The following is a 25,173-nucleotide window of genomic DNA, read 5'->3' on the forward strand; positions in this document are numbered from 1 at the left end:
AGGAACCGCCATGAGCGACCCCGCCATCGAGCTTCGCGGCATCTCGAAGTCCTTCGGACCCGTCCATGCCAACAAGGACATCGACCTGCGGGTGATGCCCGGGACGATCCACGGCATCATCGGCGAAAACGGCGCGGGGAAATCGACGCTCATGTCGATCCTCTACGGCTTCTACAAGGCCGACCGGGGCGAGATTCACGTCCGCGGCAACAAGGTCGACATCCCCGACAGCCAGGCCGCGATCCGCGCCGGCATCGGAATGGTGTTTCAGCATTTCAAGCTGGTGCAGAACTTCACGGTGCTGGAAAATATCGTGCTCGGCGCCGAAGAGGGCGCGCTGCTGAAGACGTCGCTGGGGCGGGCGCGCAAGCTTCTGAAGCAGCTTTCGGACGAATACGAGCTGCATGTCGACCCCGATGCCCGAATCGAGAACCTGGGCGTCGGGATGCAGCAGCGAGTCGAGATCCTGAAGGCGCTGTACCGTCAGGCCGACATCCTGATCCTCGACGAGCCGACCGGCGTGCTGACGCCATCCGAGGCGGACCACCTGTTCCGCATCCTCGAAGGGCTCAAGCGCGAGGGCAAGACGATCATCCTGATCACCCACAAGCTGCGCGAGATCATGGAAGTGACGGACACGGTTTCGGTCATGCGGCGCGGCGAGATGACGGCGACGGTCAAGACCGCCGAGACCGACCCCGAGGAACTGGCCGAGCTGATGGTCGGCCGCAAGGTCCTGCTGCAGGTGGACAAGGCGCCGGCCAAGACGGGCGAGACAGTCCTCGAGGTTCGAAATCTGCAAGTCGTGGACGAATCCGGGGTCGAACGGGTCCGCAAGATATCGCTTGAGGTCAAACGCGGAGAGATCCTCGGGATCGCCGGCGTGGCCGGGAACGGCCAGTCCGAGCTTCTGGAAGTGCTGGGCGGCATGCGTGAAGGCACCGGCGAGGTGTTGCTGAACGGCGCGCCGCTGCCGCTTGCCGGGGCCGGATCGGATGCGCGTACGCGGCGCCGCGTCGGCGTCGGTCACGTCCCCGAGGACCGCCAGACCGAGGGCCTCATCATGAATTTCTACGCATGGGAGAATGTCGGCTTCGGCTATCACGACGATCCGCGCTACAATCGCGGGCCGCTGATGAACAACCACGCCCTGCGCGAGGATGCCGAGGCCAAGATCGCGAAGTTCGACGTGCGGCCGGCGAATTGCTGGCACACGGCGCGCAACTTCTCGGGCGGGAACCAGCAGAAGATCGTCATCGCCCGCGAGCTGGAGCGCGAGCCGGACCTTCTGCTGGTCGGCCAGCCCACCCGCGGCGTAGATATCGGCGCGATCGAGTTCATCCACGAGCAGATCGTCGCCCTGCGTGACCAGGGAAAGGCGATCCTTCTCGTCTCGGTCGAGCTGGACGAGATCATGTCGCTGTCGGACCGGATCGCCGTCATGTTCGACGGGCGGATCATGGGCGAGCGGCTGCCCGCGGACACGAACGAGCGCGAGCTTGGCCTCCTGATGGCCGGCATCACGGATACCGAACACGAGCATTCGCACGACGAGATCGAACAGAACCTGGCGCAGTCCAGCGGAAAGGCCGGCTGATGCAGAAGCTTCCCAAATGGGCCGATGTCGGCCTGATCCCCGCGATCAACCTCGCGCTTGCGCTGATCGTGTCGGGCCTTGTCGTCAGCCTGATCGGACAGGACCCGTTCGAGGCGCTGGCGATCATGGTCAGGGGCGCCGTCGGATCGACCTATGGCTGGGGCTACACCCTTTATTACGCGACGAACTTCGTGTTCACCGGCCTCGCCGTCGCGATCGCCTTCCACGCCAAGCTGTTCAACATCGGCGGCGAGGGGCAGGCGCAGCTGGGCAGCCTGGGCGTGGCACTCGTCTGCCTTGCGGTGCCGTGGCCGCACTGGACGCTGGCGTTGCCTTCCGCGATCGTCGGCGGCGCGCTGTTCGGGGCCGCTTGGGCGGCAATCCCGGGCTACCTGCAGGCCAAGCGCGGCAGCCACATCGTCATCACGACGATCATGTTCAACTTCATCGCCTCGGCGCTGCTGGTCTACCTGCTGGTGGGCGCACTGAAGGCGCCGGGCATGGCGCCCGAGACGGTGCGCTTTCCCGAGGGCGCGCGCCTGCCCTCGGCGCAGGAAATTCTGGCGGTGGTCGGCATCCCCTTCTCTCGCACGCCGCTGAACATCAGCTTCCTCGTGGCACTGATCGCCTGCTGGGGCGTATGGCTGCTGCTGTGGCGGATGCGGCTGGGCTACGAGATCCGGGCCTTCGGGCATTCCGAGCCGGCGGCACGCTATGCCGGCATCTCTCCGCTGCGGATCACGATGCTGACCATGCTGATTTCGGGGGCGCTGGCCGGGTTGATGGGTATCAACGCCGTAATGGGCGAGCAGGAGCGGCTGCTGCAGGACAACGTGCTGGGCGCTGGTTTCGTCGGCATCGCGGTGGCGTTGATGGGGCGGTCGCACCCGGTGGGCGTGCTGCTGGCGGCGATCCTGTTCGGGGCGCTCTACCAGGGTGGGGCCGAGCTGGAGTTCGAGACGAGCGTGCCGCGCGAGATGGTCGTGGTGATCCAGGCGCTGGTGATCCTGTTCACAGGCGCGCTTGACGGGATGGTGCGGGGGCCGCTGGAGAAGAGCTTCCTCAGGTTCCGCAACAAGCCAAAGCCCGGCGTGCCCGCCGAATGACCGTCGCCACAGGGCGCAGAGAGGCCTGACATGAGCTTTTTCGACATCATCCAGATCCTCGATTCCACCATCCGGCTGGCCACGCCGCTGTTGCTGGCCTGCCTTGCGGGGCTGTTCAGCGAGCGGTCGGGCATCGTCGACATCGGGCTGGAGGGGAAGATGCTGGTCGCGGCGTTCTTCTCGGCCGCCGTGGCCGCGCTGACAGGGGACGTCTGGCTGGGGATGCTGGCCGGGATTGCGGCGTCGATGGTGTTCGCGCTGATCCACGGGGTCGCCTCGATCACTTTCCGGGGGGATCAGCTGATCTCGGGCGTGGCGATCAACTTCCTTGCCGCGGGGATGACGGTGCTGATCGCGCAGGACTGGTTTCAGCAGGGCTCGCGCACCCCGGCCCTGACCGGCGAGGCGCGGTTCGACACGCTCGACCTGCCCTTTGCCGAGGCGCTGTCGGGTGTGCCGTTCCTGGGGCCGCTTTATGCCGATGCGCTGTCGGGGCACACGATCCTGGTCTATGTCGGGTTCCTTGCGGTGCCGGCGACGTGGTGGGTGCTGTTCCGCACGCGGTTCGGGTTGCGCCTGCGCGCCGTGGGCGAGAATCCGGGTGCGGTGGACACGGCCGGCGTCTCGGTGAACCGGCTGCGCTATGCGGCGGTGCTGATCGCAGGCCTGCTATGCGGGTTGGCGGGCGCCTACCTGGCCACCGGGCTGGCCGCCGGCTTCACCAAGGACATGACGGCGGGGCGGGGCTTCATCGCGCTGGCGGCGCTGATCTTCGCCAAGTGGCGGCCGTGGTATGCGCTGTTCGCCTGCCTGCTGTTCGGGTTCCTGCAGGCGCTGTCGAACCGGTATTCGACGCTGGACCTCGGCCTGATCGAGATCCCCAACGCCTTCGTCCTCGCCCTGCCCTACATCCTGACCGTCGTGATCCTGGCCGGGTTCGTCGGACGGGCCACCCCGCCGCGCGCCGGCGGCGAACCCTACATCAAGGAGCGCTGATCCATGCCCGACCGCGAAACCGCCGACCTCGTCCGCTTCATCCAGGACCGCGCCGGGGCCGAGCCGGTCAAGCTGGGCCTGATCCTGGGGTCGGGGCTTGGCCATGTCGCGCAGGCGGTCGACGGCGTGTCGATCCCCTACGATCAGCTTCCGGGCTTCCCCCATGCCGGCGTCTCGGGACACTCTCCCGAATTGACGATCGGCACGCTCGAGGGGCAACGGGTCGCCGTTCTTGGCGGGCGGGCGCATTATTACGAAAAGGGCGACCCGCGGGCGATGCGCCTGCCGCTGGAGGTGCTGGCGGCGCTGGGGGCCGACACGCTGATCCTGACGAATGCGGCGGGATCGCTGGCCCCCGAGATGGCGACGGGGTCGATCATGATCCTCTCGGACCACATCAACTTCTCGGGCCTGAACCCGTTGATCGGCGAACCGACCGACAGCCGCTTCGTTCCGATGACCGACGCCTACGATCCGGACTTGCGCCGCCTCTTGCGCCGCGCGGCGCTGGACACGGGAACGCCGGCCTTCGAGGGCGTCTATGCCTGGTATTCCGGCCCCTCGTTCGAGACCCCCTCCGAGATCCGGGCGATCCGCACGCTGGGGGCCGATGCCGTGGGCATGTCCACCGTGCCCGAGGTGATCCTCGCGCGCTACCTGGGGCTGCGCGTGGCGGCGATCTCGGCGATCACCAACATGGCGGCGGGGCTATCGGCAGAGAAGATCGGCCATGCGCATACGAAAGAGATGGCGCCGCTGGGGGCCGCCAAGCTGGAAACCGTGATCCGGCGGACGCTCGCCGCTTTCTAGGGTTCCGCTATGTCTGGCGCGGCCTGACGGATCGTGAGACAGGGATAGGCATCGACGGCACGAGGCGCGCCCTTGCAGATCTACCTTCCCATCGCCGAAGTCTCGGTCAACGCGTTCCTGATCCTCGGGATCGGGGGCGTGGTCGGCATCCTGTCGGGCATGTTCGGCGTGGGCGGAGGTTTTCTGATCACGCCGATGCTGTTCTTCGTCGGCATCCCGCCGGCGGTCGCGGTGGCGACCTCTGCGAACCAGATCGTGGCATCGTCGATGTCCGCCGTTCTTGCCCATATCAAGCGGCGCACGGTCGATTTCCGGATGGGATGCGTGCTTCTGGCGGGTGGCCTTGCGGGATCGGCCGTCGGAGTGTGGATCTTCACCATGCTGCGCCAGCTGGGCCAGGTCGATCTGTTGGTGAACCTTTGCTATGTCGTGTTTCTCGGGATCATCGGCGGGCTGATGTTCATCGAAAGCCTCAACGCGATCCGCTCGTCCCGCTCGGGCAAGCGGCAGCCGCGGCGGCGGCACAACTGGATCCATGCGCTGCCGCTGAAGGTGAAGTTCCGGACCTCAGGCCTTTATATTTCCGTGATCCCGCCGGTGCTCGTGGGGATGGCGGTCGGCGTGCTCGCCGCGGTCATGGGCGTGGGCGGCGGGTTCATCATGGTCCCGGCGATGATCTACCTGCTGGGAATGCCGACCAAAGTCGTGATCGGGACGTCGCTGTTCCAGATCATCTTCGTGACCGCCTTCACCACCCTGCTGCACGCCACGACGAACTACAGCGTGGACATGATGCTGGCGCTGCTACTGCTGTTCGGTGGCGTCGTCGGCGCGCAGGTCGGCACCCGGATGGGGTCCCGCCTGAAGGCCGAGCAGCTGCGCATTCTGCTGGCCGCCCTCGTCCTCGCGGTCTGCGGAAAGCTGGCGCTGGACCTGCTGCTGCGCCCGGACGAGCTCTATTCCATCGGGCTGGCGGGGGCGTGATGGTCCGGCTCGTCCTCGCCCTCATCCTCTTTGCCCTGCCCGTCCCGGCGCAGGAGATCGTGGCCGGGCTCAGCCAGAACCGCATCTCGATCTCCACGAATTTTGACGGCTCGGAGATCCTTCTGTTCGGCGCGCTGAAGCAGGGTGCAAATCCATCAGACCCGGACAGCGGCGTCATCATCACGCTGGAGGGGCCGCGGGTTCCGCTGACCGTCCGCCGCAAGGACCGAGTCGGTCCCATCTGGGTGAATCGCAGCTCGGTCGAGGTCGATGCCGCCCCCAGCTTCTATGCGGTGAACACCTCGGCCCCGCTGGAGCGTATCCTGAACTTCACTGCAGACCTGCGGCACGAGATCACGGTGGGCGAGGCCATCCGCTCGGTCGGCGCGCCACCCGACATCTCCGACAGCCTCGCTTTCACCGAAGCGCTGATCCGCATCCGGGAAGAAAACGGCCTCTACCAGACCAATATCGATGCGGTGACGGTGCGCGAAGAGACGCTGTTCAACACGTCCTTCATCCTGCCGGCAAACCTGGTCGAGGGCGTCTACACAGCCCGCCTGTTCCTCACCTCGGACGGAGAGGTCGTCACCCAATCGTCACAGACGATCTATGTTGAGAAAGTCGGGCTGGAGAGGTTCCTCTATACCCTCGCGCACGAACAGCCGCTGGCCTACGGGTTCCTGTCCCTCGCCATCGCGATCGCCGCGGGCTGGGGCGCTTCGGCCGTGTTCCGCTACATTCAGTCCTGATCGTCCGGCTCCAGCGTCAGCGGAGCGGGCGTCGCGTTCAGATCGTCGATGGACAATGCGTCAGGCGGACGCGCGAGGCGATTGCGCATCACCCAGAACAGGCGCGTTTCGGCCCGGGTGATCGCCACATAGGCGAGACGCTTCCACAGGGGCTGCCCGGCCTCGACCCGGCCGACCCGCGCGGCGGCCCAGAGGTCGGGAGCAAAGACCTGAACCTCGGGCCATTGCGACCCTTGCGCCTTGTGGATCGTGACGGCGGCGCCGTGCAGAAACGCGGCCCCCATGCGGGCGGCGAAGGGGATGAAGGGTTCTTCCTCGTCCGGCATCTCGATCTTGACGATCGAGGCGACGTTGACCCGCGGATCAGGTGCGCCGACGACGTGGAGGCGCGAGAAGCCCGGCTTCTTCCCCTCGCCCAGGTAGATCACCTGCGCGCCCTTGATGAGGCCCCGCGCCTCGAGGTCGATGCGCTTTTTGCGGTGCTTCAGGGGCAGCTCGATCCCGTCGCAGATCAGCGGTTCGCCCGGCAGCAGCGCGTCGGCGGGGGCGCCGTAGGCAGCACGGAAGGCGTGGATCAGGCGGATCCGCGTGGCGTTGCGCCAGACGAGCACGGGGGAGCGCGCCATCTTGGCGGCCTCGACCCGGCCCGCCATGACGACGCGGTCATCCTTGGCGGCGGCGTCCTCGACCATCTTCTCGAACGCCTCGAAGGTGAGGTCGGGATCGGCGAGCGCGTGGGCGAGGTCGAGGATCGGGTTGCCCGCTTCTTGCCGGTGAACCCGGCTGAGATGCACGACACGCTCGGGCGGCAGATCGTCGAACACCATGCTGCCGGACTGCTGCACAGGGGCAAGCTGCGCGGGGTCGCCGAAGAGAAGGAGCGTGGGAAAGATCTCTTGCAGATCCTCGAACTGGCGCTTGTCGAGCATCGAGGATTCATCGACCATCCCGATGTCCAGCGGCTCGTCCCGCCGCTTCCAGCCCGAGATGAAGTCCGATCCGCGCAGGCCCGCGGCGGCCAAAGCGCCGGGGACCGAGTTCATCTGCTGATAGAAGGCGTAGGCGCGGTCCAGCGCCTGTTCGGTCATGCCCTCGATCTCGACCTCGGGGCGGTCACCCTGCCCCGACAGCCACTCGGCGATGCGCTCGTATTCCGGGGCATACACGGGGGTGTAGAGGATGCGGTGGATCGTGGTGGCCGGGACGCCGCGGCTGCGCAGGACGCTCGCGGCCTTGTTCGTGGGCGACAGGATCGCGAGGGTGCGGTGATCGCGCCGCCGCCGTGCCTCGTAATCGCCCGAGATCACCTTGACGCCGGCATCGGACAGAGCGCGGTAGAGGGTCGACAGGAGCATCGTCTTGCCCGAGCCGGCCTTGCCGGTCACGCCCATGACGGACGAGCGGCCCTCTTGCAGCGGGGTCAGCTTGGTATTCGCCAGATCGACGCCTGCGCTGCGGAGAAGGTCGCCGACCATCGCCTCGGCACGGGCCTGGTCGGGTGAGAGAACGGGAAGAGGCTCGGCCATGGCCTCCGGCTTATCCGCTGCCGGAGGCCGTGCCTAGGCCCGTCAGGCGGCTTTCAACGTGGTCCCACCGGGTTCACGGAAGGCCGCGTGGAACCATGCCTCCGACTGCTCGGCCGTGATGCCCGCCCGGCGCATCAGCTTGGCATGGGCGGAACCCGTGAACTCCCACAGGCCGACGCCGATGGCGTCCGGGCCGTCGCCGGACATGCCCAGGATGTCGGGCGACCCGCCCAGCATCTTGTAGACGCGAATCATCCGTGCGTCGAAGACACCGACGAAGTGATCCAGGTAGAATCCGCGGAGAATTTCGCCGCCTGCAAGCATCAACGCGGCCGAAACACGAGGCGAGGCGTCGGGCGCCAGGCAGAACCGGGTGCATTCCCAGATCAGCGGGCTCTCGATGCGGACACCGTCGGTGAGGTTCAGGAAATGCTCGTTCACCATCGTGCGGCCGGTGGTGGGCAGGAACCGCATTGAGCCGCCATGGGTGCCGTCGGGCTGCTCCCAGATCACGTAGAGCGGGTTCAGCACGTCGTACTGGTCGCGCTCGTGGCCATTCTCGTCCACGGTGACGTCCCAGCCCATGCGGTCGTGGAACTGCGCGGCGCGGTCGCGGAACATGCTGTCGGCGAGGACGGGGTGGTTGGCGAGCTCGGTGGCGTAGAGGTAGCGGATCATCGGGGTGTCTCCTGGGCGGGCTGGAATGTCCCCATTCAGCCCAGGAGCGGTTAAGCGTTCCGGGTGCCGCCGCGCCCCGGGTTAACCATCAGGTAAGGATAAGGCCCAGGCGGACCGCCTTGGCGATAGCCCCGGTGGTGTTCGCGGCGCCCAGCTTGTGCCGTGCGCTTTCGATATAGACGCGCAAGGTATGCTCGGAGATGCCCAGCTGGTCCGCGACCCGAGCGCGACTGATTCCCATCGCCAGGTATTTCAGCGCATCCGTTTCCCGCGGGGACAATGACACTTCTTCGGACGTGTCGAGGTATCCGCAGACCTCGAGCACCTTTCGATTAACGAAATGCCCCAGCAGAATCAGGGCGCGGCCGGTGCGATCCTTGAACAGATCCCAATCTTCCTGGCTGCCTTCGAGCGTGACCGTGAGGTGGGCAAATTGGGCGCGCGGTCCGTGAATGGGAATGGTCAGGCCATTGTTGCCAAGACTGAAGCGTTGGGCATCCGCGGCCAGCTTCTGCGCGCGCTTCCCGCTCCAGTCGAGATGCGCCCATTCGAAGGCGTGGAAGCCCTGCGAGGCCGCCCGGATTACCGGGTCCACCGCCTGGAAGTTTTCGGCCATGTAATGCGCGCGCCACGCGTGGGTGTAGGTTCCGGCGCCGACCAACTCGCCACCCGTGTTCACCCAGTGATAGAGCAGATGGGTAGCTCTGATCTCGTCCCGAACCTGCGCGATCCGAGTTTCGAGTTCCGGGATGCTCCTTGCCCCGTCCATGTCCTCGATCGCGGCGGCGACCGCGTCGTCAGGCGACAGTATCTCCAAGAGCATCGGCTCCCTCCATTGCACAGACGGAGCCCTCGTTCGAATATGCCTCAGGCGAGCTTGACGCTCCGACCTGCAGGCCCGGCGGAGACGCTTCGCGACTTGCTTTCACCGCGTCCCAGGCTCGACCGCGCCACGACCGTGGTCTCGTCGAGCTTCGACACGAGGTCCTCGAGACCGTTGAGCGCCGCGAACTCCCGCAGGTCATTCAAAACCTGGATCATCCAATCTTGTTTCATAGCGAAACTCTCCTGAAATGCCTAACGAACGCTTAACCGCGGCCTGTTCATTTCTACCTTAATGTTTCGTGCACGGAGCGAACCTCACCAATATGGGGGAGGTCGGAAGGCAGGAGAGGCGAAGCTCAGCTTCGAGCGTGGATCGCGTCGTCGATCGTCCTGAGCCCGGTCTTCGGGGAAGACACCAGAACCGCCATGTTTCCGGGCTTGTGCAGGTTCTTTCGCATCTTGGTATGCGCCGCCGGAACCTCGGCCCATGCAAAGACCTCGGACATGCAGGGGTCCAGCCGGCGTTCGATCATCAACTTGTTCGCGGCCGCGGCCTGCTTGAGATGCGCGAAGTGCGACCCTTGGACGCGCTTCTGGTGCATCCAGATGTAACGGGCGTCCATGGTCAGGTTGTAGCCCGTGGTCCCGGCGCAGATCACAACCATGCCGCCCTTCTTGCAGATGAAGGTCGAGACCGGGAATGTCGCCTCACCCGGATGTTCGACCACCAGGTCCACGTTGACGCCCTTGCCCGTGATCTCCCACACGGCCGTGCCGAACTTGCGGACCTCGGCGAGCCAGCGCTTGTAGCCGTCGGAATTCACCGTCGGAAGCTGACCCCAGCAGTCGAAATCCTTGCGATTGATGACACCCTTCGCGCCCAACCCCATGACGAAGTCCCGCTTGTCCTCGTCCGAGATCACGCCGATCGCGTTCCCCCCGGCGGTGTTGATCAGCTGGATCGCGTAGGAGCCGAGGCCGCCGGAAGCCCCCCAGACGAGCACGTTCTGCCCCGGCTTCAACTCGTGCGGGTGGTGGCCGAACAGCATCCGATAGGCAGTGGCCAGAGTGAGGGTGTAGCAGGCCGACTGCTCCCACGTCAGGTGCCTGGGCCGCGGCATGAGCTGCTGGGCCTGCACGCACGTGAACTGGGCGAACGAGCCGTCCGGCGTCTCGTAGCCCCAGATCCGCTGACTGGGAGAAAACATCGGATCGCCGCCGTTGCATTCCTCGTCGTCGCCGTCGTCCTGGTTGCAGTGGATGACAACCTCGTCGCCGACCTTCCAGCTTTTGACCTTGTCGCCGACCGCCCAGACGATGCCGCTGGCGTCGGATCCGGCGATGTGGAACTCGGCTCCGTGGACGTCGAACGGGCTGATCGGAACGCCTAGCCCGGCCCAGACACCGTTGTAGTTCACCCCGGCCGCCATCACGAAGACCAACACTTCGTGGCCATCCGGCCGCGGCGTATCCACCACCTCGGGCTGGAACGCCTGCTCGGGCTCGCCGTGCCGGTCGCGGCGAATAACCCAGGCGTGCATCTGCGCGGGAACGTGACCCAAGGGCGGGATTTCCCCTACATCGTAGAGTTCCCGCGCGTCGGTCTTGGTCATTGATTCGCCACCCTCGGCTGGATTGACACCCTCGAACGCCTTGCGGCCCCACCGAAATATTGGGTGACGAGCAATGAAGCAATGCGAGTGGCCGCATTGTGGGCAACTTTATGTCTCGCGGTCTTCCGGACGGTATTGCGGCGCTGCATCCCCGCTTGGCACGGCCGCGGCGTAGAAGGGCAGGACACGGTGGCCCCGTTCGGTGGCCTCGACCTGCTCTCCGGTCCGCCGAACCATGTGGCGCAGGACGAACATTTGCAGCATCCGCTCGACCGCGTGGTCCGCAGGTCCACCGAGGCAGACGAAGTGGCCAGCCGCCTCACACGCGGCCACCCGGGCAAGGACCGCCTCCAGGATCTCGCTGCGCGTCTGGTTGCCGTCGAGCAGCGCGGCGGCAACCAGGGGCCCCGCAAGCACGGGCACGTTCGACCGGATGCGCGCCATGATATCCCGCGCCAACTTCGGAACGTCGGGATCGCGGCCATAGTCGGACAACGGGATCGGCGCGCCGAAACTTACCGCGGCGACGCCGAACTTTCGTACCCGCCCCCTCAGTCGGCGGTATAGCCACCGCAGGGCGAACCCGGTCGCCGTCGGGAAAGAGCCGCGGAACCGGCGCGTCCCCTCGCGCCCGGCCGCCAGTAGGATGTTGTCCTCGAGCACCCGGTCGTAGTTCAGCGACACAGGAACAAAGACGATCTCGCGCGCAGCGGGGTCGTAGCCGTCGCAGATATAGCTCAATAGCCCCAGCTTCGGCGCTCCCACCCGCCCGTCAAGGCTGAGCCCGCCCTCGGGGAAGATCGCCTGTGTGACACCGCCCGCGACTGCCATCTGCACGTAGCGCGCCAATACCCGCCTGTAGAGCGGATTGCGTGACCGGCGCCGGATGAAATAGGCACCCATCGCGCGCAGAAGACGCGACAACGGCCAGATCCGCGCCCATTCGCCGACGGCATAGGCAAGGGCCGACCGCTCGGCGGCCAGGTACGTGACCAGCACGTAGTCCATGTTCGAGCGGTGGTTCATCACGAAGACCACGGTCGCGTCGGACCGGATCACGGCATCTTCGGCGCGCGAGACTTCGACATCGAAGAGCCGCGTGGACAACCACCGAGCTGCCCGCGTGGCGAAACCGAAATAGGCCGAGGCGCTGAACGAGGGGACGATCTCGCGCGCGTAGCTACGGGCGGTGGAATGGGCCACGTCTTCGCGGATACCGGTCTCGGCTGCGTGGGCCTGGACCGCTTCGATGACCGCGGGATCATAGGACAGGCGCAGGATCGTATCCTGCCGCCGGAGCAGCTTGAACGGCTCGATCGGCAGGACCAGCCGCCGGTTCAGCCGGGCCACGGCCCGCTCCAGCCGCCGCCGCAGGAACCAGCGGACGGGCGGTATGAAGACATGGCTGAGCGCCGTGATCGCCGCGAACAGCAGGATCACCACGAATAGCCAGAACGGTAGGGTCACGGAATCGGACATTGCACTCCGCTTGCCGTAACCAGCGAGCTTAGGGAAGATGGCACGGATGCTGCAACTGCAATGCGTGTCTTGCAGGCGCTGCATCTTGGAGCGACGCGAGGTCGCCCCGCAACCGTGCGATACGGAGATCCAACCTTCCCTGGGATCAACAGTCCCTGAGAATGCAGTGAGACATTGCCATCGAAACCGCCTCTCAAGAATGGAGGGCGTCTCTGACCGCAATCGCACCTTCAAGCACAAGAACCGCGGATTGTTTCAACTAGCGCGGGCGTAGCTGCGCCAGATCACAGGCAGATACGGGCTTGAGACGGCGAATGGAACGACCTACGGCGGCGCAGTGATCTAAGATCGAAGTTCCACGTCTGACCTCCAACAGATGGCCGCCCTCACTTAACGTTGCGGCAATCGCCTGACCGGAATTCTCCTGCCCCACGCGACATTGGCAGACACGTGTTCGAAGAGCATCCATACGGCCCTCGGCTCTTTCGTCCAGGTTGCCGTGTGCCGTTTACAGTCATGTCATTGCTCCCTGAGAAGTACATCGACATCCACGACGTTGGCGGTGGAACTCTAATCTAAGCGGATACCGAACGCGTGCCCGCCGAATGGGTCGCGTGGCTTCAAACCCCAAGATTCCGCAATGAACCGGGTCATTGATGATGATCGTGAGTTTAGCCGACCTCGGCACATCGCTGAGAAATAGCGGCGACCCGCCAAATCGCGTGCGGACATCATGTGGAGTTCGAAGAATTGAGTTGCACCTGGGCTGCATTCGATCATATCGAATGCAGATAAACCTGATTTGCAAAGGATGCGCTGCATGTCGAAAGATCTGGAATCGATGTCACGTGACGAATTGCTCACGCTGAAGCAGGACGTCGATCGCGCCCTCGCTACACATGACGACCGCAAAAAGGCCGAAGCGCGGGCCGCTGCGGAAAAGGCCGCCCGCGACCACGGATTCAGCCTCGATGACCTCTTGTCCGCACAGAAGAAAAGCGGAAAGAAGAACCCGCCGAAATACCGGAACCCCGAAGATCCGCGCCAGACCTGGTCGGGTCGGGGCCGGCAACCCGGCTGGGTCAAGGCGGCTCTGGACGAAGGGCGCAACCTGGAGAATTTCGCCATCTGATCCAGACGCTCGTCCGAAACGAAAAGGCCGCCCGGCGATCCGGACGGCCTCTTTCTTTTGTCCTGCCGGAAGCTTAGACCGCGCGCTCGATCATCAGCTTCTTTATCTCCATGATGGCTTTTGCAGGATTCAGTCCCTTGGGACAGGTCCGCGCGCAGTTCATGATCGTGTGGCAACGATACAGCTTGAACGGATCTTCCAGTTCGTCCAACCGCTCTCCCGTTGCTTCATCACGGCTGTCGGCGATCCAGCGATAGGCGTGGAGCAATGCGGCCGGGCCGAGATACCTGTCGCCGTTCCACCAATAGGACGGGCACGACGTCGAACAGCAGGCGCACATGATGCACTCGTACAACCCGTCGAGCTTCCTCCGGTCGTCGATCGATTGGCGCCATTCCTTCTGCGGCGTGCTCGACGAGGTTTCGAGCCACGGCATGACGCTTTCGTGCTGTGCGTAGAAATGGCTCAGATCTGGGATCAGGTCCTTCACCACCGGCAAATGCGGCAGCGGGTAGATCTTCACCGTCCCGCCAACCTCGTCGATACCATAGATGCATGCGAGCGTGTTCACGCCGTCGATATTCATCGAGCAAGAGCCGCAGATCCCCTCGCGGCACGACCGTCGAAACGACAGCGTGGGGTCGATTTCGCTTTTGATCTTGATGAGCGCGTCAAGCATCATCGGCCCACACCCGTCGAGATCGACGAAATAGGTGTCTACTCGCGGGTTCTCGCCGTCGTCCGGGCTCCAGCGATAGATGTCGAACTGCTTGAGATTCGCCGCACCTTCGGGCTTGGGCCACGTCTTGCCGGTGCGGATGGTCGAGTTCTTGGGAAGCGTCAGTTGAACCATGTCAATTCCTCGGATGCGGAATCATGTCGGAAGGGCGAAGGCCTGGGACTGCGTCAGGCATGCCAGCGTTGCGGGACGGCTGGCGATCGCGGCGATGGTGGCGGACGTCGAGGCTGTAGGGCCGGTCACACTGTCTGAGGCCAGGCCGATCAGCTCGGATTGGGTGGCGTTGTCGATCACGCAGTCGAGCACCGGCTCGATCGGCAGGTCGGGATAGCGCGTGGCGATGGATCGCGTCACGACCGATCGGGCGGCCGAGCGGGTCAATTCTTCGCCGCTCATCGGGACGCAGCCAGCGACCAGGGACAGGATCAGTGCCGCCCGGATCATCGCAATACCAGGGGGCGCGTGGGCCCCTCCCCCGTTCGCGCACGGATGCAGGCGTCGTAGACGTCCTCGGGATTGCGGCCGCGCAGGTAATCGCTGGTAACCGAAAGCGACAGGCCGGTGGCGACGCCGCCGCTGCCCACGCCGATCTCGGCCGCGCCCTGGGGTCCGGCCGCGGCTTGCGCGCGCGCGGCACAGGCGCGGTACGCCGCCTCGGGCGACGGAGGCCCGCAGGCCGCGAGTAGGAGGGGCGCCGCAATCAGAATACGCATCCGAAGCCCGCCCGCTCGTGACTTTTGATGACGTAGCTCGAACCGCTGGAGAACACGCTGTCGCTCGGGCGCGTGAGGTACGAGCAGCGCCGCCCCCGGTCGCGTTCGACAGGGCCCCGCTTGCGGACCACCTCGTAGAAGATGCTGCCGCACTTCACGTCGGCGCGGATGGCCACTGGACCGCTCGGCACGCACATCTCGCCGGATGCAGCCGGTACGCCGCATCTCGGCACCGCCCGCCCGGAGGCGCCCGATCCCTCACAGCGTCCCGCAACCGCGGGGACCGGAAGAGCGAGCGCCTGAGCGAGAGCCGGCACGCGCATCAGTAGACCCGTGCCTTCGGCTTGATGCGGTCGAGGTCGATGCCGCCCTCGTTGTGCCCGATCAGCGGGTTCAGGTGGACGGGGCGGTAGTCCAGTTCGACCTTGCCGTTCACCCGCGCCAGCGTGTGCTTGCGCCAGTTCTCGTCGTCGCGGTCCGGATAGTCCTCTTGCGCGTGGGCTCCGCGGCTTTCCTTGCGTGCCTCGGCCGAGACGATGGTCGCCAAGGCGTTCGGCATCAGGTTCGTGAGTTCGAGCGTTTCCATCAGGTCGGTATTCCAGATCAGCGAGCGATCGGTGACCTTGAGGTCGTCCATCTTTCCAGCCACGTCGTACATCTTCTCGACCCCGTGGGCGAGCGTTTCGTCGGTGCGGAAGACGGCGGCATCATCCTGCATAGCCCGCTGCATCTCGTTGCGCAGTTCGGCCGTCGGGACCGAGCCCTTGGCGTAGCGCAGGCTGTCGAAACGGTCGAGCGCCTTGTCGACCTGAGCCGCATTCACCGGCGCCGGCGCCGTCTCGGGATTCACGACCTCTCCCGCCTTGATGGCAGCGGCGCGGCCGAACACGACGAGGTCGATCAGCGAGTTCGAGCCCAGCCGGTTCGCGCCATGGACCGAGGCGCAGCCGGCCTCGCCCACAGCCATCAGGCCCGGAACGATCCGGTCGGGGTCTGCAGAAGTCGGGCTCAGCACCTCGCCCCAGTAGTTGGTCGGGATGCCGCCCATGTTGTAGTGGACTGTCGGAAGAACCGGGATCGGCTCTTTCGTGACGTCCACGCCCGCGAAGATCTTGGCGCTTTCCGAGATCCCGGGCAGACGCTCGTGCAGCGCCTCCTTGGGCAGGTGGTTCAGGTGCAGGTGGATGTGGTCCTTGTCCTTGCCGACGCCGCGGCCCTCGCGGATCTCCATCGTCATGCAGCGCGAGACCACGTCGCGGCTGGCGAGGTCCTTGTAGGTTGGGGCGTAGCGCTCCATGAAGCGCTCGCCCTCGGAGTTGGTGAGGTAGCCGCCCTCGCCCCGTGCGCCTTCAGTGATGAGGCAGCCGGCGCCGTAGATGCCGGTGGGGTGGAACTGGACGAACTCCATGTCCTGCAGCGGCAGGTTCGCGCGCGCCGCCATCCCGCCGCCGTCGCCGGTGCAGGTATGGGCCGAGGTGGCGCTGAAATAGGCGCGGCCGTAGCCGCCCGTGGCCAGAACCGTCATCTTGGCGTTGAAGACGTGGATCGAGCCGTCCTCGAGGCACCAGGCGACGACGCCTTGGCAACGGCCGTCATCGCTCATCAGCAGGTCGATGGCGAAGTACTCGATGTAGAACTCGGCTTTCTGCTTCAGCGACTGGCCATACAGCGTGTGCAGGATGGCGTGACCCGTGCGGTCGGCGGCGGCGCAGGTACGCTGCACCGGGGGGCCTTCGCCGAATTCGGTGGTGTGGCCGCCGAAGGGCCGCTGGTAGATCTTGCCTTCCTCGGTGCGCGAGAACGGCACGCCGTAATGCTCGAGCTCGTAGACCGCCTTGGGGGCCTCGCGCGCGAGATATTCCATGGCGTCAGTGTCGCCGAGCCAGTCCGACCCCTTCACTGTGTCGTACATGTGCCACTGCCAGTTGTCCGGGCCCATGTTGCCGAGCGACGCGGCGATGCCGCCCTGCGCCGCGACGGTATGCGAGCGGGTCGGGAAGACCTTGGTGACGCAGGCTGTGCGAAGTCCCTGCTCGGCCAGGCCCAGCGTTGCGCGCAGGCCAGAGCCGCCGGCGCCGACGACGATGGCGTCGTAGTTATGCGTCTCGTATTCGTAGGCAGCCATGTGTCAGCTCCTTCTCAAAGCACCAGCGCGACCAGGGCGAAGAGCCCCGCTGCGATGGCGACATAGGCCACGGCGTTCACCGCCATGATCAAGACCTTGCGGGTCGTGCCGCGCAGATAATCCTCGATCGCGGTCTGGGCGCCGTTCTTGAAGTGCAGCCAGCTCACCACGATCGTCAGGGCGGCGACGATGGCGGGGAACGGGCGGGAATAGTAGAGGACGACCTCTTCGTAGCTTTCCCCCAGGATCGGCCCGAAGGTGAAGATGAAGAGGGGGACGAGGATCAGCAGGCCGACCGAGGACTGGATCATGCCCCAGTAATGCTCGGTGCCCCGCTTGGCGGAGCCGAGGCCTTCGGCGCGCTTGCGGTTTGTCAGGTGCGAATGGTCGCTGGGCGTCTCGGGCATTGCGCGGGCCTCAGATGATGAGTGCGGTGAAGATGGTGAGCACGACCGAGCCGCCGATGATGCCCCACCCCATGATGCGAACCTGGTCGAGCGAGAAGCCGCGGCCAGTGTCCCAGTAAAGATGCCGCAGGCCCGCGAGCGCGTGGTACCACAGCGCCCAGAGCGACAGGAACATCACGATGTCCCCGATCCACGAGGTCAGCACCCAGTCGGCCCGCGCAAAGGCCACGGGCCCGGCCGCGGCGGCAAGCAGCCACCACGTCACCAGCAGACCGCCCAGCAAGAGGGCATTACCGGTCACCCGGGTCATGATCGAGGTCACGGAATTGAGCTGGAAGCGATAGTACTTGCCCAGCATGAACGGCGACAGCGGTCTATTTCCGCGGTTCACATCGGCCATGGCATTCCCTTCTTGGCGCGGCGCCCTGTTCCATAGAGGGCAGCTGTTACCCCGTAGTTACGTATTTTGATGCAAGTGTCACGACCCCGCCCCCGGTCATCGCGACGCATACACGCTAACAGGCGGATTTGCGATCACACCAACTCGGCATGTGATCACGATGAGAGCCGAGCGACCGCTCAGAACGGAAATCGTGTTCCGTAGCGTTCCGCGCGCTGGCCCGGGCTCATGTGGCGCCGTCACTGCTGACCGAGCTTGAGGTCAGGAGAGTATGGCGCGTGTTCGTGCTTCACGACGGCCTGAGCGCAGCGCATAACGTTGTTCTGGGAATCGTAGGCATAGGACGGGCTGCCGTAAAGCTCCCACCCTTTTGCGAGGGCCTCGGACACCTTGTGGCAGAAGGCCGACGTATCGTCGGCGGTCAGCAGTCTGTAGATCATCGGTTCACCGCGGAAAGGGCCAGTAGCCGAGCCACGCATGGACCGACGTGATGACGGCATACAGGATCAACGAAATGACGAGAAGGCGGATCGTCCCTTTCGTCGAACCCTCCGTATACGGCTCGGGCCGCGGTGTCGTGGCGTTCAGGAGGGCCATCTCTCCCAGCGCCCAGACGAGGAGCACGCCGAACAGCACGATGGAGGCGAGATCGCCGTTCACCGTCAGGTGCAGGGCGGCCCACAGGGCCAGGCCGGTCAACTGCGGGTGGCGGATCTTGCCGCGCAGGCTCGACTTCGACGAGCCAAGGCCAAAAAGCGCGATCGCCACGATCATCAGGAGATCGACCAGGTGCACCGTCCATTTCGGCGGCATGTAGACCGGGATGAAATCGGCGCTGCGGTAGCCGATCACCATCAGGATCAAGGCAATCACGAGAACCACGGCGAACACGCCTTTCGACGCGTTGTCGATTCGCGCCTGCATGGCCGCCCGCGTACCGGGGGCGACCCTTTTGAACACGTGCCCCGCGATCCACAGGGCAAGGCCAAGGATGAGAAGTGCCATCAGTTCCGTCCTTTCGCAGCATCGAACCTGGCCAGCGTCTTGACGGCCGTGGCGACGTGGAGGTTCTCGACGATTTTCCCGTCCAAGACGGCAATCCCGCGTCCGGTCGCCTCGGCCCCTTGCCACGCTGAGATCTGACGTCTTGCAAGGTCCGCATCCGCCTCTGACGGGGTGAACGCCTCGTTGCAAACCGGCACCTGCGCCGGGTGGACGACACTCTTGCCATCCATGCCGAACGCCCTGCCCTGCTGGCATTCGCGCCGCAGGCCGTCCTCGTCCTGGAACGCGTTGTAGACACCGTCGACGCAGGCAATTCCGCCCATCCGCGCCGCCGCCAGGCATGTCTGAAGCGCCATCATCAGCGGCATGCGATCGGTGCCGATCTCGCATCCGATCTCGGCCGCGAGGTCGTTGGTGCCCATGACGAACCCTTCCATCCGGGGCGCCCGCGCGATCTCGGCCGCGTTGAACACGCCCGCGGTGGTCTCCATCATCGCCCAGATGCGCGTGGACTCGGCACCGCTATAACGTGCGAGCCTGTTCGCGAGCCGCTCCACGTCGTCCGGAACATTCACCTTGGGCAGAAGGATCGCATGGGGAGCGGCACCAGCGACCGCGTCCAGATCCTCGCGACCCCAATCGGTATCCAGGCCGTTGATCCGCACGATCGTGGCGCGCCCGCCATAGCCCCCCGCGTGGAGCGCCTTCACCACGCATTCCCGCGCAGCCGCCTTTTCGCCATGGGCGACGGCGTCCTCGAGATCGAGGATGATCGCATCCACGTCGAGCGTCCGCGCCTTTTCGAGCGCCCGCTCGTTCGAACCCGGGATGTAGAGGACCGACCGCCAGGACCGCATATCGACTTCTCCCTGCACGCAGCATCCCGTCGCGAGGTGACACAGGCTCGCATGATCAGGCAAGGGGCTTTCGCCGCGGCGTGGCGCGCCATTAACGGTCCGTAATCCATTTTCGCGTCACCTCCCACGCAGATTCCCCCGGAGCTGGCGCAATGACCCGTAACCTGATCCTCCTCGGCCTTTCCACGCTTTCGATCGGCTGCCTGCTGGCCATGCGTCCCGCGCTCGGCGCCACGCCGGATTGCGCCCCGCGACCTGACCTGATCGAGCTCCTGACCAAGCGTGACGGCGAAAGCTGGCGATTCTCGGGAACGGCGCAAAACGGGTCCGTGGTCGAGACGTTCGCGGCGGACAACGGAAGCTGGACTGTCCTGATCACCCGTCCGGATGGCATCAGCTGCCTTCTGGCCTCGGGCGCGGCCTTCGAAACGAACGCGAACCACGCCGGACCAGCGTGAGCGCTTCCGGGCTGCCAATCGCAACGCTGCCTCAACTACCGACGCCCCGGACCCGGGGGCCGGGCGCATCGTCATGCGTGTCCTACAGCGAGATTCTGCCGGTGCGGCACGGATACGCGAATGTGGACGGACCACAGCGGAACAACGGTGCGCGGCGGCAATTATGCCTCCATAGCGCGGCCGAGGTCGCGGCAACCGAAAGGAACAATCATGAAACGCATTTTGTCCACGAGCGCCCTGACCATTCTCATGGCGTCCGGCGCCGCCCACGCCCAGCAAGCCACCGAACCCAGCCAGATCTTCGCCGACGTGCCGAACGATCCCACGATGCTGCTTGGCACCGATTACATCGGCCAAACCGTTTATTCGACGCTCGGCAACGAAGCTGAGGCGTCGGCCCAGGAAGTGACGACCGCGCCGGCCGAAGGTGAGGCCCCGGTGGACGGCGAGATAGTCGCCGATCCCGCCGCTGACCCGAATGCGACAGCCACCGGCGAGAGCGTTGCCACGGCCCAGCCGCAAAGCGTTGGCCAGATCAGCGACATCATCATGACGCAGGATGGCCAGCTCGAATACGTCGTTCTCGGCGTGGGCGGCTTCCTCGGCATCGGCGAGCAGAACGTCGCGGTGAACTTCGACGCGCTGTCGGTTGAGCCCGATCCGCAGAACGAAGGCGAGTACATGATCATGATCTCCGCCTCGCAGGAGCAGATCGAGAACGCGCCAGAGTTCGATCCGGCGCTGGTCGAGGGAACCGCCCAGAATGCCGGCACGGCGGAGACCGAGGCGAATGCGGAGGTCGAGACCATCGAGGCCACGACCGAGAGCGACGCCAATGTCGAGGTTGAGACCACAACCGAGTCCAGCAGCGAAATGGAAACCGTCGAACCCGAGGTGACCACGATCGAAAGCACTGGCGAAGAGGCCGCCGCCGAAACCGAACAGGCCGTCGAAGGCGCCGCTGAAGAGGCCGAGCAAGCTGTCGAGGGCGCGGCCAGCGAGACCGGCCAGGCCGTCGAGAATGCTGGTGAAGCCGTCGGCAACGCGGCTGGCGAGGCAGCGTCCGAGGCTGGCCAAGCCGTCGAACAGACCGGCGACGCCATCGAGAACGTCACCGACGAGGCGACCTCGGCGAACTGAGGCTGCCCAAGTAAGTAACCAGTGCCGGGTGCGTTATGCCTGGCCGACGGCCGCCTCCGTGCGGCCGTCGTCATTTTAGGTTGGCCTTGCCTTGCGCACCTCTTGCCCGTAACCCTCCGCGCGATTGCTCAACCAGCGGAGACTTCCATGGCCAGACCCAAGATTGCCCTGATCGGCGCGGGCCAGATCGGCGGCACCCTCGCCCATCTCGCCGCCCTGAAAGAGCTTGGCGACGTCGTGCTGTTCGACATTTCCGAGGGAACCCCTGAAGGCAAGGCGCTCGACATCGCTGAATCCGGGCCTTCGGAAGGGTTCGACGCCAAGCTCAAGGGTACCCAGGACTACGCAGACATCGCGGGCGCGGATGTCTGCATCGTCACCGCCGGCGTGCCGCGCAAGCCCGGCATGAGCCGCGACGACCTTCTGGGCATCAACCTCAAGGTCATGAAGTCGGTCGGCGAGGGCATCCGCGACAATGCCCCCGACGCGTTCGTGATCTGCATCACCAACCCGCTCGACGCGATGGTGTGGGCCCTGCGCGAATTTTCGGGCCTGCCCCACCAGAAGGTCTGCGGCATGGCCGGCGTTCTCGACAGCGCCCGCTTCCGCCATTTCCTGAGCCTCGAGTTCGACGTATCGATGAAGGACGTGACCGGCTTCGTGCTGGGCGGCCACGGCGATACGATGGTTCCGCTGATCCGTTATTCCACCGTCGGGGGCATCCCCCTGCCCGACCTGGTGAAGATGGGCTGGACCTCGCAGGACAAGCTCGACGCGATCGTCCAGCGCACCCGCGATGGCGGTGCCGAGATCGTCGGCCTGCTGAAGACCGGCTCCGCATTCTACGCGCCCGCCACCTCGGCGATCGAGATGGCCGAGTCCTACCTAAAGGACCAGAAGCGCCTTCTGCCCTGCGCCGCGTGGTGCGACGGCCAGTTCGGCCTGAAGGGCATGTATGTCGGCGTCCCCACGATCATCGGAGAGAACGGGATCGAGCGGATCGTGGACATCCAGCTGAACAAGGACGAGCAGGCGATGTTCGACAAGTCGGTCGACGCGGTGAAGGGCCTCGTCGAGGCCTGCAAGGGTATCGACGACAGCCTCGCCTGACCCCGGCTTCGTAGTTTGATTGCAGCGCCCGGGGGCAACTCCGGGCGTCTTGCGTTTCGCTCGCCGATTGTTCCCCTGGTCGCCAAAGTCGTGATCACTGGCGCAAAGCGTGTGATCACAAACCGCGCATGTTAGCGGGCTCTGGGCGGTTTCGGGCCTATTTCATTTGCCGCATCCTTCCGAGGGTGGCAAAAGGCCCGACAAACGGAACCAGCCGGAGTGCGTTTGCATGAACATCCACGAATACCAGGCCAAGGCGCTGCTGCGCGAGTATGGCGCCCCCGTCTCGGACGGTCGCGTCGTCACCAAGGCCGAGGAAGCCAAGACTGCCGCCGGAGAGCTTGATGGCCCCCTTTGGGTCGTGAAGGCACAGATCCATGCAGGCGGTCGCGGCAAGGGATCGTTCAAGGAAGCCGATGCCGGCGAAAAGGGCGGCGTGCGCCTGGCCAAGTCGGTCGAGGAAGCCGCCGAGGAAGCCAAGAAGATGCTCGGCCGCACGCTGGTCACGCACCAGACCGGCCCGGCGGGCAAGCAGGTCAATCGCATCTATTTCGAGGACGGTTCGGACATCTCGCGCGAACTGTACCTTGCGCTGCTGGTTGACCGTCAGACCAGCCGTATCTCGTTCGTCTGCTCCACCGAAGGCGGCATGGACATCGAGGAGGTCGCCGCCAGCACCCCCGAGAAGATCCTCAGCTTCGACGTGGACCCCGCCACGGGCTACCAGCCCTTCCACGGCCGCCGCGTCGCCTTCACGCTGGGCCTCGAAGGCCAGGCGATGAAGCAGTGCGTCAAGCTGATGGGCATCCTCTACAAGGCCTTCGTCGAGAAGGACATGGAGCAGCTCGAGATCAACCCGCTGATCGTTACCGAAGCCGGCGACCTCAAGGTGCTCGACGCCAAGGTCGGCTTCGACGGCAACGCCCTCTATCGCCACCAGGACATCGCGTCCCTGCGTGACGAGACGGAAGAGGACTCGAAGGAGCTTCAGGCATCCAAGTACGACCTCAACTACATCGCGCTGGAAGGCGAGATTGGCTGCATGGTCAACGGTGCCGGCCTTGCCATGGCGACGATGGACATCATCAAGCTGAAGGGCGCCGAGCCCGCGAACTTCCTCGACGTCGGCGGCGGCGCCACGAAGGAGAAGGTGACCGAGGCGTTCAAGATCATCACGTCCGACAAGAACGTGAAGGGCATCCTGGTCAACATCTTCGGCGGCATCATGCGCTGCGACGTCATCGCCGAGGGCGTCATCGCCGCGGTCAAGGAAGTCGGCCTGCAGGTTCCGCTGGTGGTCCGGCTCGAGGGCACGAATGTCGAGAAGGGCAGAGAGATCATCAACCAGTCCGGCCTCGACGTGATCGCGGCCTCCGACCTGAACGATGCAGCTGAAAAGATCGTGAAAGCGGTGAAGGGGTGACCCGAATGGCCTCGGGCGCGTTGGCCCCGAGGCACACCTCTTTCCAAGGATCCGACGCATGAAAGCTCCGGCACGCACCTCCCCGCTCCTCCTCGGCGCAGCCCTCGTCGGCGCAGGTCTTGTCCTGCGCAACTGGGAACCCGAGGCGCTCCGCCTTCCCGATCGGCCCACGCGGCCGCACCTGGACCGCGGCACGAGCCGGATAGCGCGCAAGACGCGGGACCTGATTGCCCGGATCCTTCCCGGAAACATGACCGGCTCGATGGGCCGGACACTCGTCATCATGGGCGCGGGGCTCGTCCTCGTCCGCCTTCTGGATATGGCGGCGGACGAGCAGGAACGGCTCTTCTGACCGCCCCGACAGACTGAAAAAGGACCACGAATGGCCATTCTCGTCGACGAAAACACCAAGGTGATCTGCCAGGGCTTCACCGGCTCGCAAGGCACCTTCCACTCCGAACAGGCCATCGCCTACGGCACCAAGATGGTCGGCGGCGTGACTCCCGGCAAAGGCGGGCAAACCCACCTCGACCTGCCGGTGTTCGACAGCTGCCACGAGGCCGTCGCCCGCACCGGCGCGAATGCGTCCGTGATCTACGTGCCGCCCCCGTTCGCCGCCGACTCGATCCTCGAGGCGATCGACGCCGAGATCCCGCTGGTATGCTGCATTACCGAGGGCATTCCGGTGCTCGACATGATGAAGGTCAAGCGCGCGCTCGAAGGGTCGAAGACGATCCTGATCGGCCCGAACTGCCCCGGCGTCATCACGCCCGACGCCTGCAAGATCGGCATCATGCCCGGCCACATCCACAAGCGCGGCAAGGTCGGCGTCGTGTCCCGCTCAGGCACCCTGACCTACGAGGCGGTCAAGCAGACCACCGACGTCGGCCTCGGCCAGTCCACCTGCGTCGGCATCGGCGGCGACCCGATCAAGGGGACCGAACATATCGACGTGCTGGAATGGTTCCTCGCCGATGACGAGACCCAAGCGATCATCATGATCGGCGAGATCGGGGGTTCCGCCGAAGAGGAAGCCGCCCAGTTCCTCGCCGACGAGCGCAAGAAGGGCCGCTGGAAGCCCACCGCCGGCTTCATCGCTGGGCGCACCGCACCTCCGGGCCGCCGCATGGGCCACGCGGGCGCCATCGTCGCGGGCGGCAAGGGCGACGCGGATTCCAAGATCGCGGCCATGCAAGAGGCCGGCATCACCGTTGCGGACAGCCCTGCCTCGCTCGGCGAAGCGGTCCTGAAGGCCATCGGCTGACAAACCTTCTGCCGGGGCATCCAGCCCCGGCCCC

Annotated in this window: 29 protein-coding genes; 13 read left to right on the forward strand and 16 right to left on the reverse strand. The window is 65.3% G+C overall.

Translation table 11 applies throughout. The features are described from left to right. The first annotated feature begins 10 nt into the window (after positions 1–10). The 6 genes from PAM7066_RS04720 to PAM7066_RS04745 all read left to right on the forward strand — a co-directional run bounded on the left by PAM7066_RS04720 (position 11) and on the right by PAM7066_RS04745 (position 6,245). A complete protein-coding gene (locus PAM7066_RS04720) occupies positions 11–1,597 on the forward strand; it encodes an ABC transporter ATP-binding protein (protein ID WP_085852988.1) in 1,587 nt (528 codons plus the stop codon). Continuing rightward, complete coding sequence (locus PAM7066_RS04725) at positions 1,597–2,703, forward strand: ABC transporter permease (RefSeq protein WP_085852989.1); 1,107 nt, start codon at positions 1,597–1,599, stop codon at positions 2,701–2,703. Before PAM7066_RS04720 ends, PAM7066_RS04725 begins: the two co-directional genes overlap by 1 nt. Before the next feature lie 30 nt (positions 2,704–2,733). Then, positions 2,734–3,699 carry an ABC transporter permease gene (locus PAM7066_RS04730; RefSeq protein WP_085852990.1) on the forward strand — a complete coding sequence of 322 codons (966 nt, stop codon included), beginning with the start codon at positions 2,734–2,736 and terminating at the stop codon, positions 3,697–3,699. Positions 3,700–3,702: 3 nt separating this feature from the next. Continuing rightward, positions 3,703–4,509 (forward strand): purine-nucleoside phosphorylase, encoded by an 807-nt coding sequence (locus PAM7066_RS04735; protein WP_085852991.1) that lies wholly within the window; start codon positions 3,703–3,705, stop codon positions 4,507–4,509. Positions 4,510–4,581: 72 nt separating this feature from the next. Beyond that, on the forward strand, positions 4,582–5,493 hold the full coding sequence (locus PAM7066_RS04740) for a sulfite exporter TauE/SafE family protein (RefSeq protein WP_085852992.1): 912 nt from the start codon (positions 4,582–4,584) through the stop codon (positions 5,491–5,493). Further along, positions 5,493–6,245 carry a TIGR02186 family protein gene (locus PAM7066_RS04745; RefSeq protein WP_085852993.1) on the forward strand — a complete coding sequence of 251 codons (753 nt, stop codon included), beginning with the start codon at positions 5,493–5,495 and terminating at the stop codon, positions 6,243–6,245. The genes PAM7066_RS04740 and PAM7066_RS04745 overlap by 1 nt, the downstream gene beginning before the upstream one ends. Here PAM7066_RS04745 and PAM7066_RS04750 read toward each other — a convergent pair. The 6 genes from PAM7066_RS04750 to PAM7066_RS04775 form a co-directional block, all read right to left on the reverse strand. Continuing rightward, positions 6,236–7,771: an ATP-dependent DNA helicase gene (locus PAM7066_RS04750; RefSeq protein ID WP_085852994.1), complete on the reverse strand. Its 1,536-nt coding sequence runs from the start codon at positions 7,769–7,771 to the stop codon at positions 6,236–6,238. The two genes, PAM7066_RS04745 and PAM7066_RS04750, sit on opposite strands and share 10 nt — an antisense overlap. Positions 7,772–7,813: 42 nt before the next feature. Then, a complete protein-coding gene (locus PAM7066_RS04755) occupies positions 7,814–8,449 on the reverse strand; it encodes an acyl-homoserine-lactone synthase (protein ID WP_085852995.1) in 636 nt (211 codons plus the stop codon). Positions 8,450–8,537: 88 nt separating this feature from the next. Beyond that, positions 8,538–9,272 (reverse strand): helix-turn-helix transcriptional regulator, encoded by a 735-nt coding sequence (locus tag PAM7066_RS04760; RefSeq protein WP_085852996.1) that lies wholly within the window; start codon positions 9,270–9,272, stop codon positions 8,538–8,540. Positions 9,273–9,316: 44 nt separating this feature from the next. After that, positions 9,317–9,505: a hypothetical protein gene (locus PAM7066_RS04765; protein ID WP_085852997.1), complete on the reverse strand. Its 189-nt coding sequence runs from the start codon at positions 9,503–9,505 to the stop codon at positions 9,317–9,319. 125 nt (positions 9,506–9,630) lie between these two features. Beyond that, entirely contained in the window at positions 9,631–10,887 is a 1,257-nt protein-coding gene (gene ccrA, locus PAM7066_RS04770; protein WP_085852998.1) for a crotonyl-CoA carboxylase/reductase, read from the reverse strand. Positions 10,888–10,995: 108 nt separating this feature from the next. Continuing rightward, entirely contained in the window at positions 10,996–12,366 is a 1,371-nt protein-coding gene (locus PAM7066_RS04775; RefSeq protein ID WP_085852999.1) for a 1-acyl-sn-glycerol-3-phosphate acyltransferase, read from the reverse strand. 820 nt (positions 12,367–13,186) lie between these two features. Here PAM7066_RS04775 and PAM7066_RS04780 point away from each other — a divergent pair. After that, positions 13,187–13,498: an H-NS histone family protein gene (locus PAM7066_RS04780; protein WP_085853000.1), complete on the forward strand. Its 312-nt coding sequence runs from the start codon at positions 13,187–13,189 to the stop codon at positions 13,496–13,498. 73 nt (positions 13,499–13,571) lie between these two features. Here the strand turns inward: PAM7066_RS04780 and PAM7066_RS04785 are convergent, their stop codons facing one another. The 10 genes from PAM7066_RS04785 to PAM7066_RS04830 all read right to left on the reverse strand — a co-directional run bounded on the left by PAM7066_RS04785 (position 13,572) and on the right by PAM7066_RS04830 (position 19,744). Continuing rightward, positions 13,572–14,351, reverse strand: coding sequence for a succinate dehydrogenase iron-sulfur subunit (locus PAM7066_RS04785; RefSeq protein WP_085853001.1), 780 nt, complete (start codon positions 14,349–14,351; stop codon positions 13,572–13,574). Positions 14,352–14,372: 21 nt separating this feature from the next. Beyond that, complete coding sequence (locus PAM7066_RS04790; RefSeq protein WP_085853002.1) at positions 14,373–14,681, reverse strand: hypothetical protein; 309 nt, start codon at positions 14,679–14,681, stop codon at positions 14,373–14,375. Then, positions 14,678–14,950, reverse strand: a complete 273-nt coding sequence (locus PAM7066_RS04795) for a hypothetical protein (RefSeq protein WP_085853003.1) — start codon at positions 14,948–14,950, stop codon at positions 14,678–14,680. The genes PAM7066_RS04790 and PAM7066_RS04795 overlap by 4 nt, the downstream gene beginning before the upstream one ends. Then, entirely contained in the window at positions 14,938–15,126 is a 189-nt protein-coding gene (locus PAM7066_RS04800; RefSeq protein ID WP_085853004.1) for a hypothetical protein, read from the reverse strand. The genes PAM7066_RS04795 and PAM7066_RS04800 overlap by 13 nt, the downstream gene beginning before the upstream one ends. Positions 15,127–15,272: 146 nt before the next feature. After that, positions 15,273–17,075: a succinate dehydrogenase flavoprotein subunit gene (gene sdhA / locus PAM7066_RS04805; RefSeq protein ID WP_085853005.1), complete on the reverse strand. Its 1,803-nt coding sequence runs from the start codon at positions 17,073–17,075 to the stop codon at positions 15,273–15,275. Between the two features lie 14 nt (positions 17,076–17,089). After that, the gene (locus PAM7066_RS04810) at positions 17,090–17,482 is read right to left on the reverse strand and encodes a succinate dehydrogenase, hydrophobic membrane anchor protein (protein ID WP_085853006.1); all 393 of its coding nucleotides are present in this window, start codon (positions 17,480–17,482) and stop codon (positions 17,090–17,092) included. Between the two features lie 10 nt (positions 17,483–17,492). Beyond that, entirely contained in the window at positions 17,493–17,882 is a 390-nt protein-coding gene (sdhC, locus tag PAM7066_RS04815) for a succinate dehydrogenase, cytochrome b556 subunit (protein WP_085853007.1), read from the reverse strand. 239 nt (positions 17,883–18,121) lie between these two features. Then, entirely contained in the window at positions 18,122–18,322 is a 201-nt protein-coding gene (locus tag PAM7066_RS04820) for a DUF1737 domain-containing protein (RefSeq protein WP_085853008.1), read from the reverse strand. Positions 18,323–18,326: 4 nt separating this feature from the next. Then, positions 18,327–18,887, reverse strand: a complete 561-nt coding sequence (locus PAM7066_RS04825; protein WP_085853009.1) for an NnrU family protein — start codon at positions 18,885–18,887, stop codon at positions 18,327–18,329. After that, the gene (locus PAM7066_RS04830) at positions 18,887–19,744 is read right to left on the reverse strand and encodes an HpcH/HpaI aldolase/citrate lyase family protein (RefSeq protein WP_085853010.1); all 858 of its coding nucleotides are present in this window, start codon (positions 19,742–19,744) and stop codon (positions 18,887–18,889) included. Before PAM7066_RS04830 ends, PAM7066_RS04825 begins: the two co-directional genes overlap by 1 nt. Before the next feature lie 152 nt (positions 19,745–19,896). Between PAM7066_RS04830 and PAM7066_RS04835 the strand changes: the two genes are divergently transcribed. The 6 genes from PAM7066_RS04835 (at position 19,897) to sucD (ending at position 25,139) form a co-directional block, all read left to right on the forward strand. Continuing rightward, positions 19,897–20,202: a hypothetical protein gene (locus PAM7066_RS04835; RefSeq protein ID WP_085853011.1), complete on the forward strand. Its 306-nt coding sequence runs from the start codon at positions 19,897–19,899 to the stop codon at positions 20,200–20,202. A 120-nt stretch (positions 20,203–20,322) separates the two neighbouring features. Next, entirely contained in the window at positions 20,323–21,342 is a 1,020-nt protein-coding gene (locus tag PAM7066_RS04840) for a PRC-barrel domain-containing protein (protein ID WP_085853012.1), read from the forward strand. 147 nt (positions 21,343–21,489) lie between these two features. Then, positions 21,490–22,452, forward strand: coding sequence for a malate dehydrogenase (gene mdh, locus PAM7066_RS04845; RefSeq protein WP_085853013.1), 963 nt, complete (start codon positions 21,490–21,492; stop codon positions 22,450–22,452). 229 nt (positions 22,453–22,681) lie between these two features. Then, on the forward strand, positions 22,682–23,875 hold the full coding sequence (gene sucC / locus PAM7066_RS04850) for an ADP-forming succinate--CoA ligase subunit beta (protein ID WP_085853014.1): 1,194 nt from the start codon (positions 22,682–22,684) through the stop codon (positions 23,873–23,875). Between the two features lie 58 nt (positions 23,876–23,933). Then, positions 23,934–24,227 (forward strand): hypothetical protein, encoded by a 294-nt coding sequence (locus PAM7066_RS04855; protein WP_085853015.1) that lies wholly within the window; start codon positions 23,934–23,936, stop codon positions 24,225–24,227. A gap of 30 nt (positions 24,228–24,257) precedes the next feature. Beyond that, entirely contained in the window at positions 24,258–25,139 is an 882-nt protein-coding gene (sucD, locus tag PAM7066_RS04860) for a succinate--CoA ligase subunit alpha (RefSeq protein ID WP_085853016.1), read from the forward strand. Positions 25,140–25,173 lie beyond the last annotated feature (34 nt).

The organism is Palleronia marisminoris (assembly GCF_900172315.1).
Lineage (GTDB): Bacteria > Pseudomonadota > Alphaproteobacteria > Rhodobacterales > Rhodobacteraceae > Palleronia > Palleronia marisminoris.

What these genes read in the sequence shown, in the direction of transcription:
- PAM7066_RS04720 (WP_085852988.1), top strand. Translation starts at nt 11, where the DNA reads ATGAGCGACCCCGCCATCGAGCTTCGCGGCATCTCGAAGTCCTTCGGA.
- PAM7066_RS04725 (WP_085852989.1), top strand. Translation starts at nt 1,597, where the DNA reads ATGCAGAAGCTTCCCAAATGGGCCGATGTCGGCCTGATCCCCGCGATC.
- PAM7066_RS04730 (WP_085852990.1), top strand. Translation starts at nt 2,734, where the DNA reads ATGAGCTTTTTCGACATCATCCAGATCCTCGATTCCACCATCCGGCTG.
- PAM7066_RS04735 (WP_085852991.1), top strand. Translation starts at nt 3,703, where the DNA reads ATGCCCGACCGCGAAACCGCCGACCTCGTCCGCTTCATCCAGGACCGC.
- PAM7066_RS04745 (WP_085852993.1), top strand. Translation starts at nt 5,493, where the DNA reads ATGGTCCGGCTCGTCCTCGCCCTCATCCTCTTTGCCCTGCCCGTCCCG.
- PAM7066_RS04750 (WP_085852994.1), bottom strand. Translation starts at nt 7,771, where the DNA reads ATGGCCGAGCCTCTTCCCGTTCTCTCACCCGACCAGGCCCGTGCCGAG.
- PAM7066_RS04755 (WP_085852995.1), bottom strand. Translation starts at nt 8,449, where the DNA reads ATGATCCGCTACCTCTACGCCACCGAGCTCGCCAACCACCCCGTCCTC.
- PAM7066_RS04760 (WP_085852996.1), bottom strand. Translation starts at nt 9,272, where the DNA reads ATGCTCTTGGAGATACTGTCGCCTGACGACGCGGTCGCCGCCGCGATC.
- PAM7066_RS04765 (WP_085852997.1), bottom strand. Translation starts at nt 9,505, where the DNA reads ATGAAACAAGATTGGATGATCCAGGTTTTGAATGACCTGCGGGAGTTC.
- ccrA (WP_085852998.1), bottom strand. Translation starts at nt 10,887, where the DNA reads ATGACCAAGACCGACGCGCGGGAACTCTACGATGTAGGGGAAATCCCG.
- PAM7066_RS04775 (WP_085852999.1), bottom strand. Translation starts at nt 12,366, where the DNA reads ATGTCCGATTCCGTGACCCTACCGTTCTGGCTATTCGTGGTGATCCTG.
- PAM7066_RS04780 (WP_085853000.1), top strand. Translation starts at nt 13,187, where the DNA reads ATGTCGAAAGATCTGGAATCGATGTCACGTGACGAATTGCTCACGCTG.
- PAM7066_RS04785 (WP_085853001.1), bottom strand. Translation starts at nt 14,351, where the DNA reads ATGGTTCAACTGACGCTTCCCAAGAACTCGACCATCCGCACCGGCAAG.
- PAM7066_RS04790 (WP_085853002.1), bottom strand. Translation starts at nt 14,681, where the DNA reads ATGATCCGGGCGGCACTGATCCTGTCCCTGGTCGCTGGCTGCGTCCCG.
- PAM7066_RS04795 (WP_085853003.1), bottom strand. Translation starts at nt 14,950, where the DNA reads ATGCGTATTCTGATTGCGGCGCCCCTCCTACTCGCGGCCTGCGGGCCT.
- sdhA (WP_085853005.1), bottom strand. Translation starts at nt 17,075, where the DNA reads ATGGCTGCCTACGAATACGAGACGCATAACTACGACGCCATCGTCGTC.
- PAM7066_RS04810 (WP_085853006.1), bottom strand. Translation starts at nt 17,482, where the DNA reads ATGCCCGAGACGCCCAGCGACCATTCGCACCTGACAAACCGCAAGCGC.
- sdhC (WP_085853007.1), bottom strand. Translation starts at nt 17,882, where the DNA reads ATGGCCGATGTGAACCGCGGAAATAGACCGCTGTCGCCGTTCATGCTG.
- PAM7066_RS04820 (WP_085853008.1), bottom strand. Translation starts at nt 18,322, where the DNA reads ATGATCTACAGACTGCTGACCGCCGACGATACGTCGGCCTTCTGCCAC.
- PAM7066_RS04825 (WP_085853009.1), bottom strand. Translation starts at nt 18,887, where the DNA reads ATGGCACTTCTCATCCTTGGCCTTGCCCTGTGGATCGCGGGGCACGTG.
- PAM7066_RS04830 (WP_085853010.1), bottom strand. Translation starts at nt 19,744, where the DNA reads ATGCGGTCCTGGCGGTCGGTCCTCTACATCCCGGGTTCGAACGAGCGG.
- PAM7066_RS04835 (WP_085853011.1), top strand. Translation starts at nt 19,897, where the DNA reads ATGACCCGTAACCTGATCCTCCTCGGCCTTTCCACGCTTTCGATCGGC.
- PAM7066_RS04840 (WP_085853012.1), top strand. Translation starts at nt 20,323, where the DNA reads ATGTGGACGGACCACAGCGGAACAACGGTGCGCGGCGGCAATTATGCC.
- mdh (WP_085853013.1), top strand. Translation starts at nt 21,490, where the DNA reads ATGGCCAGACCCAAGATTGCCCTGATCGGCGCGGGCCAGATCGGCGGC.
- sucC (WP_085853014.1), top strand. Translation starts at nt 22,682, where the DNA reads ATGAACATCCACGAATACCAGGCCAAGGCGCTGCTGCGCGAGTATGGC.
- PAM7066_RS04855 (WP_085853015.1), top strand. Translation starts at nt 23,934, where the DNA reads ATGAAAGCTCCGGCACGCACCTCCCCGCTCCTCCTCGGCGCAGCCCTC.
- sucD (WP_085853016.1), top strand. Translation starts at nt 24,258, where the DNA reads ATGGCCATTCTCGTCGACGAAAACACCAAGGTGATCTGCCAGGGCTTC.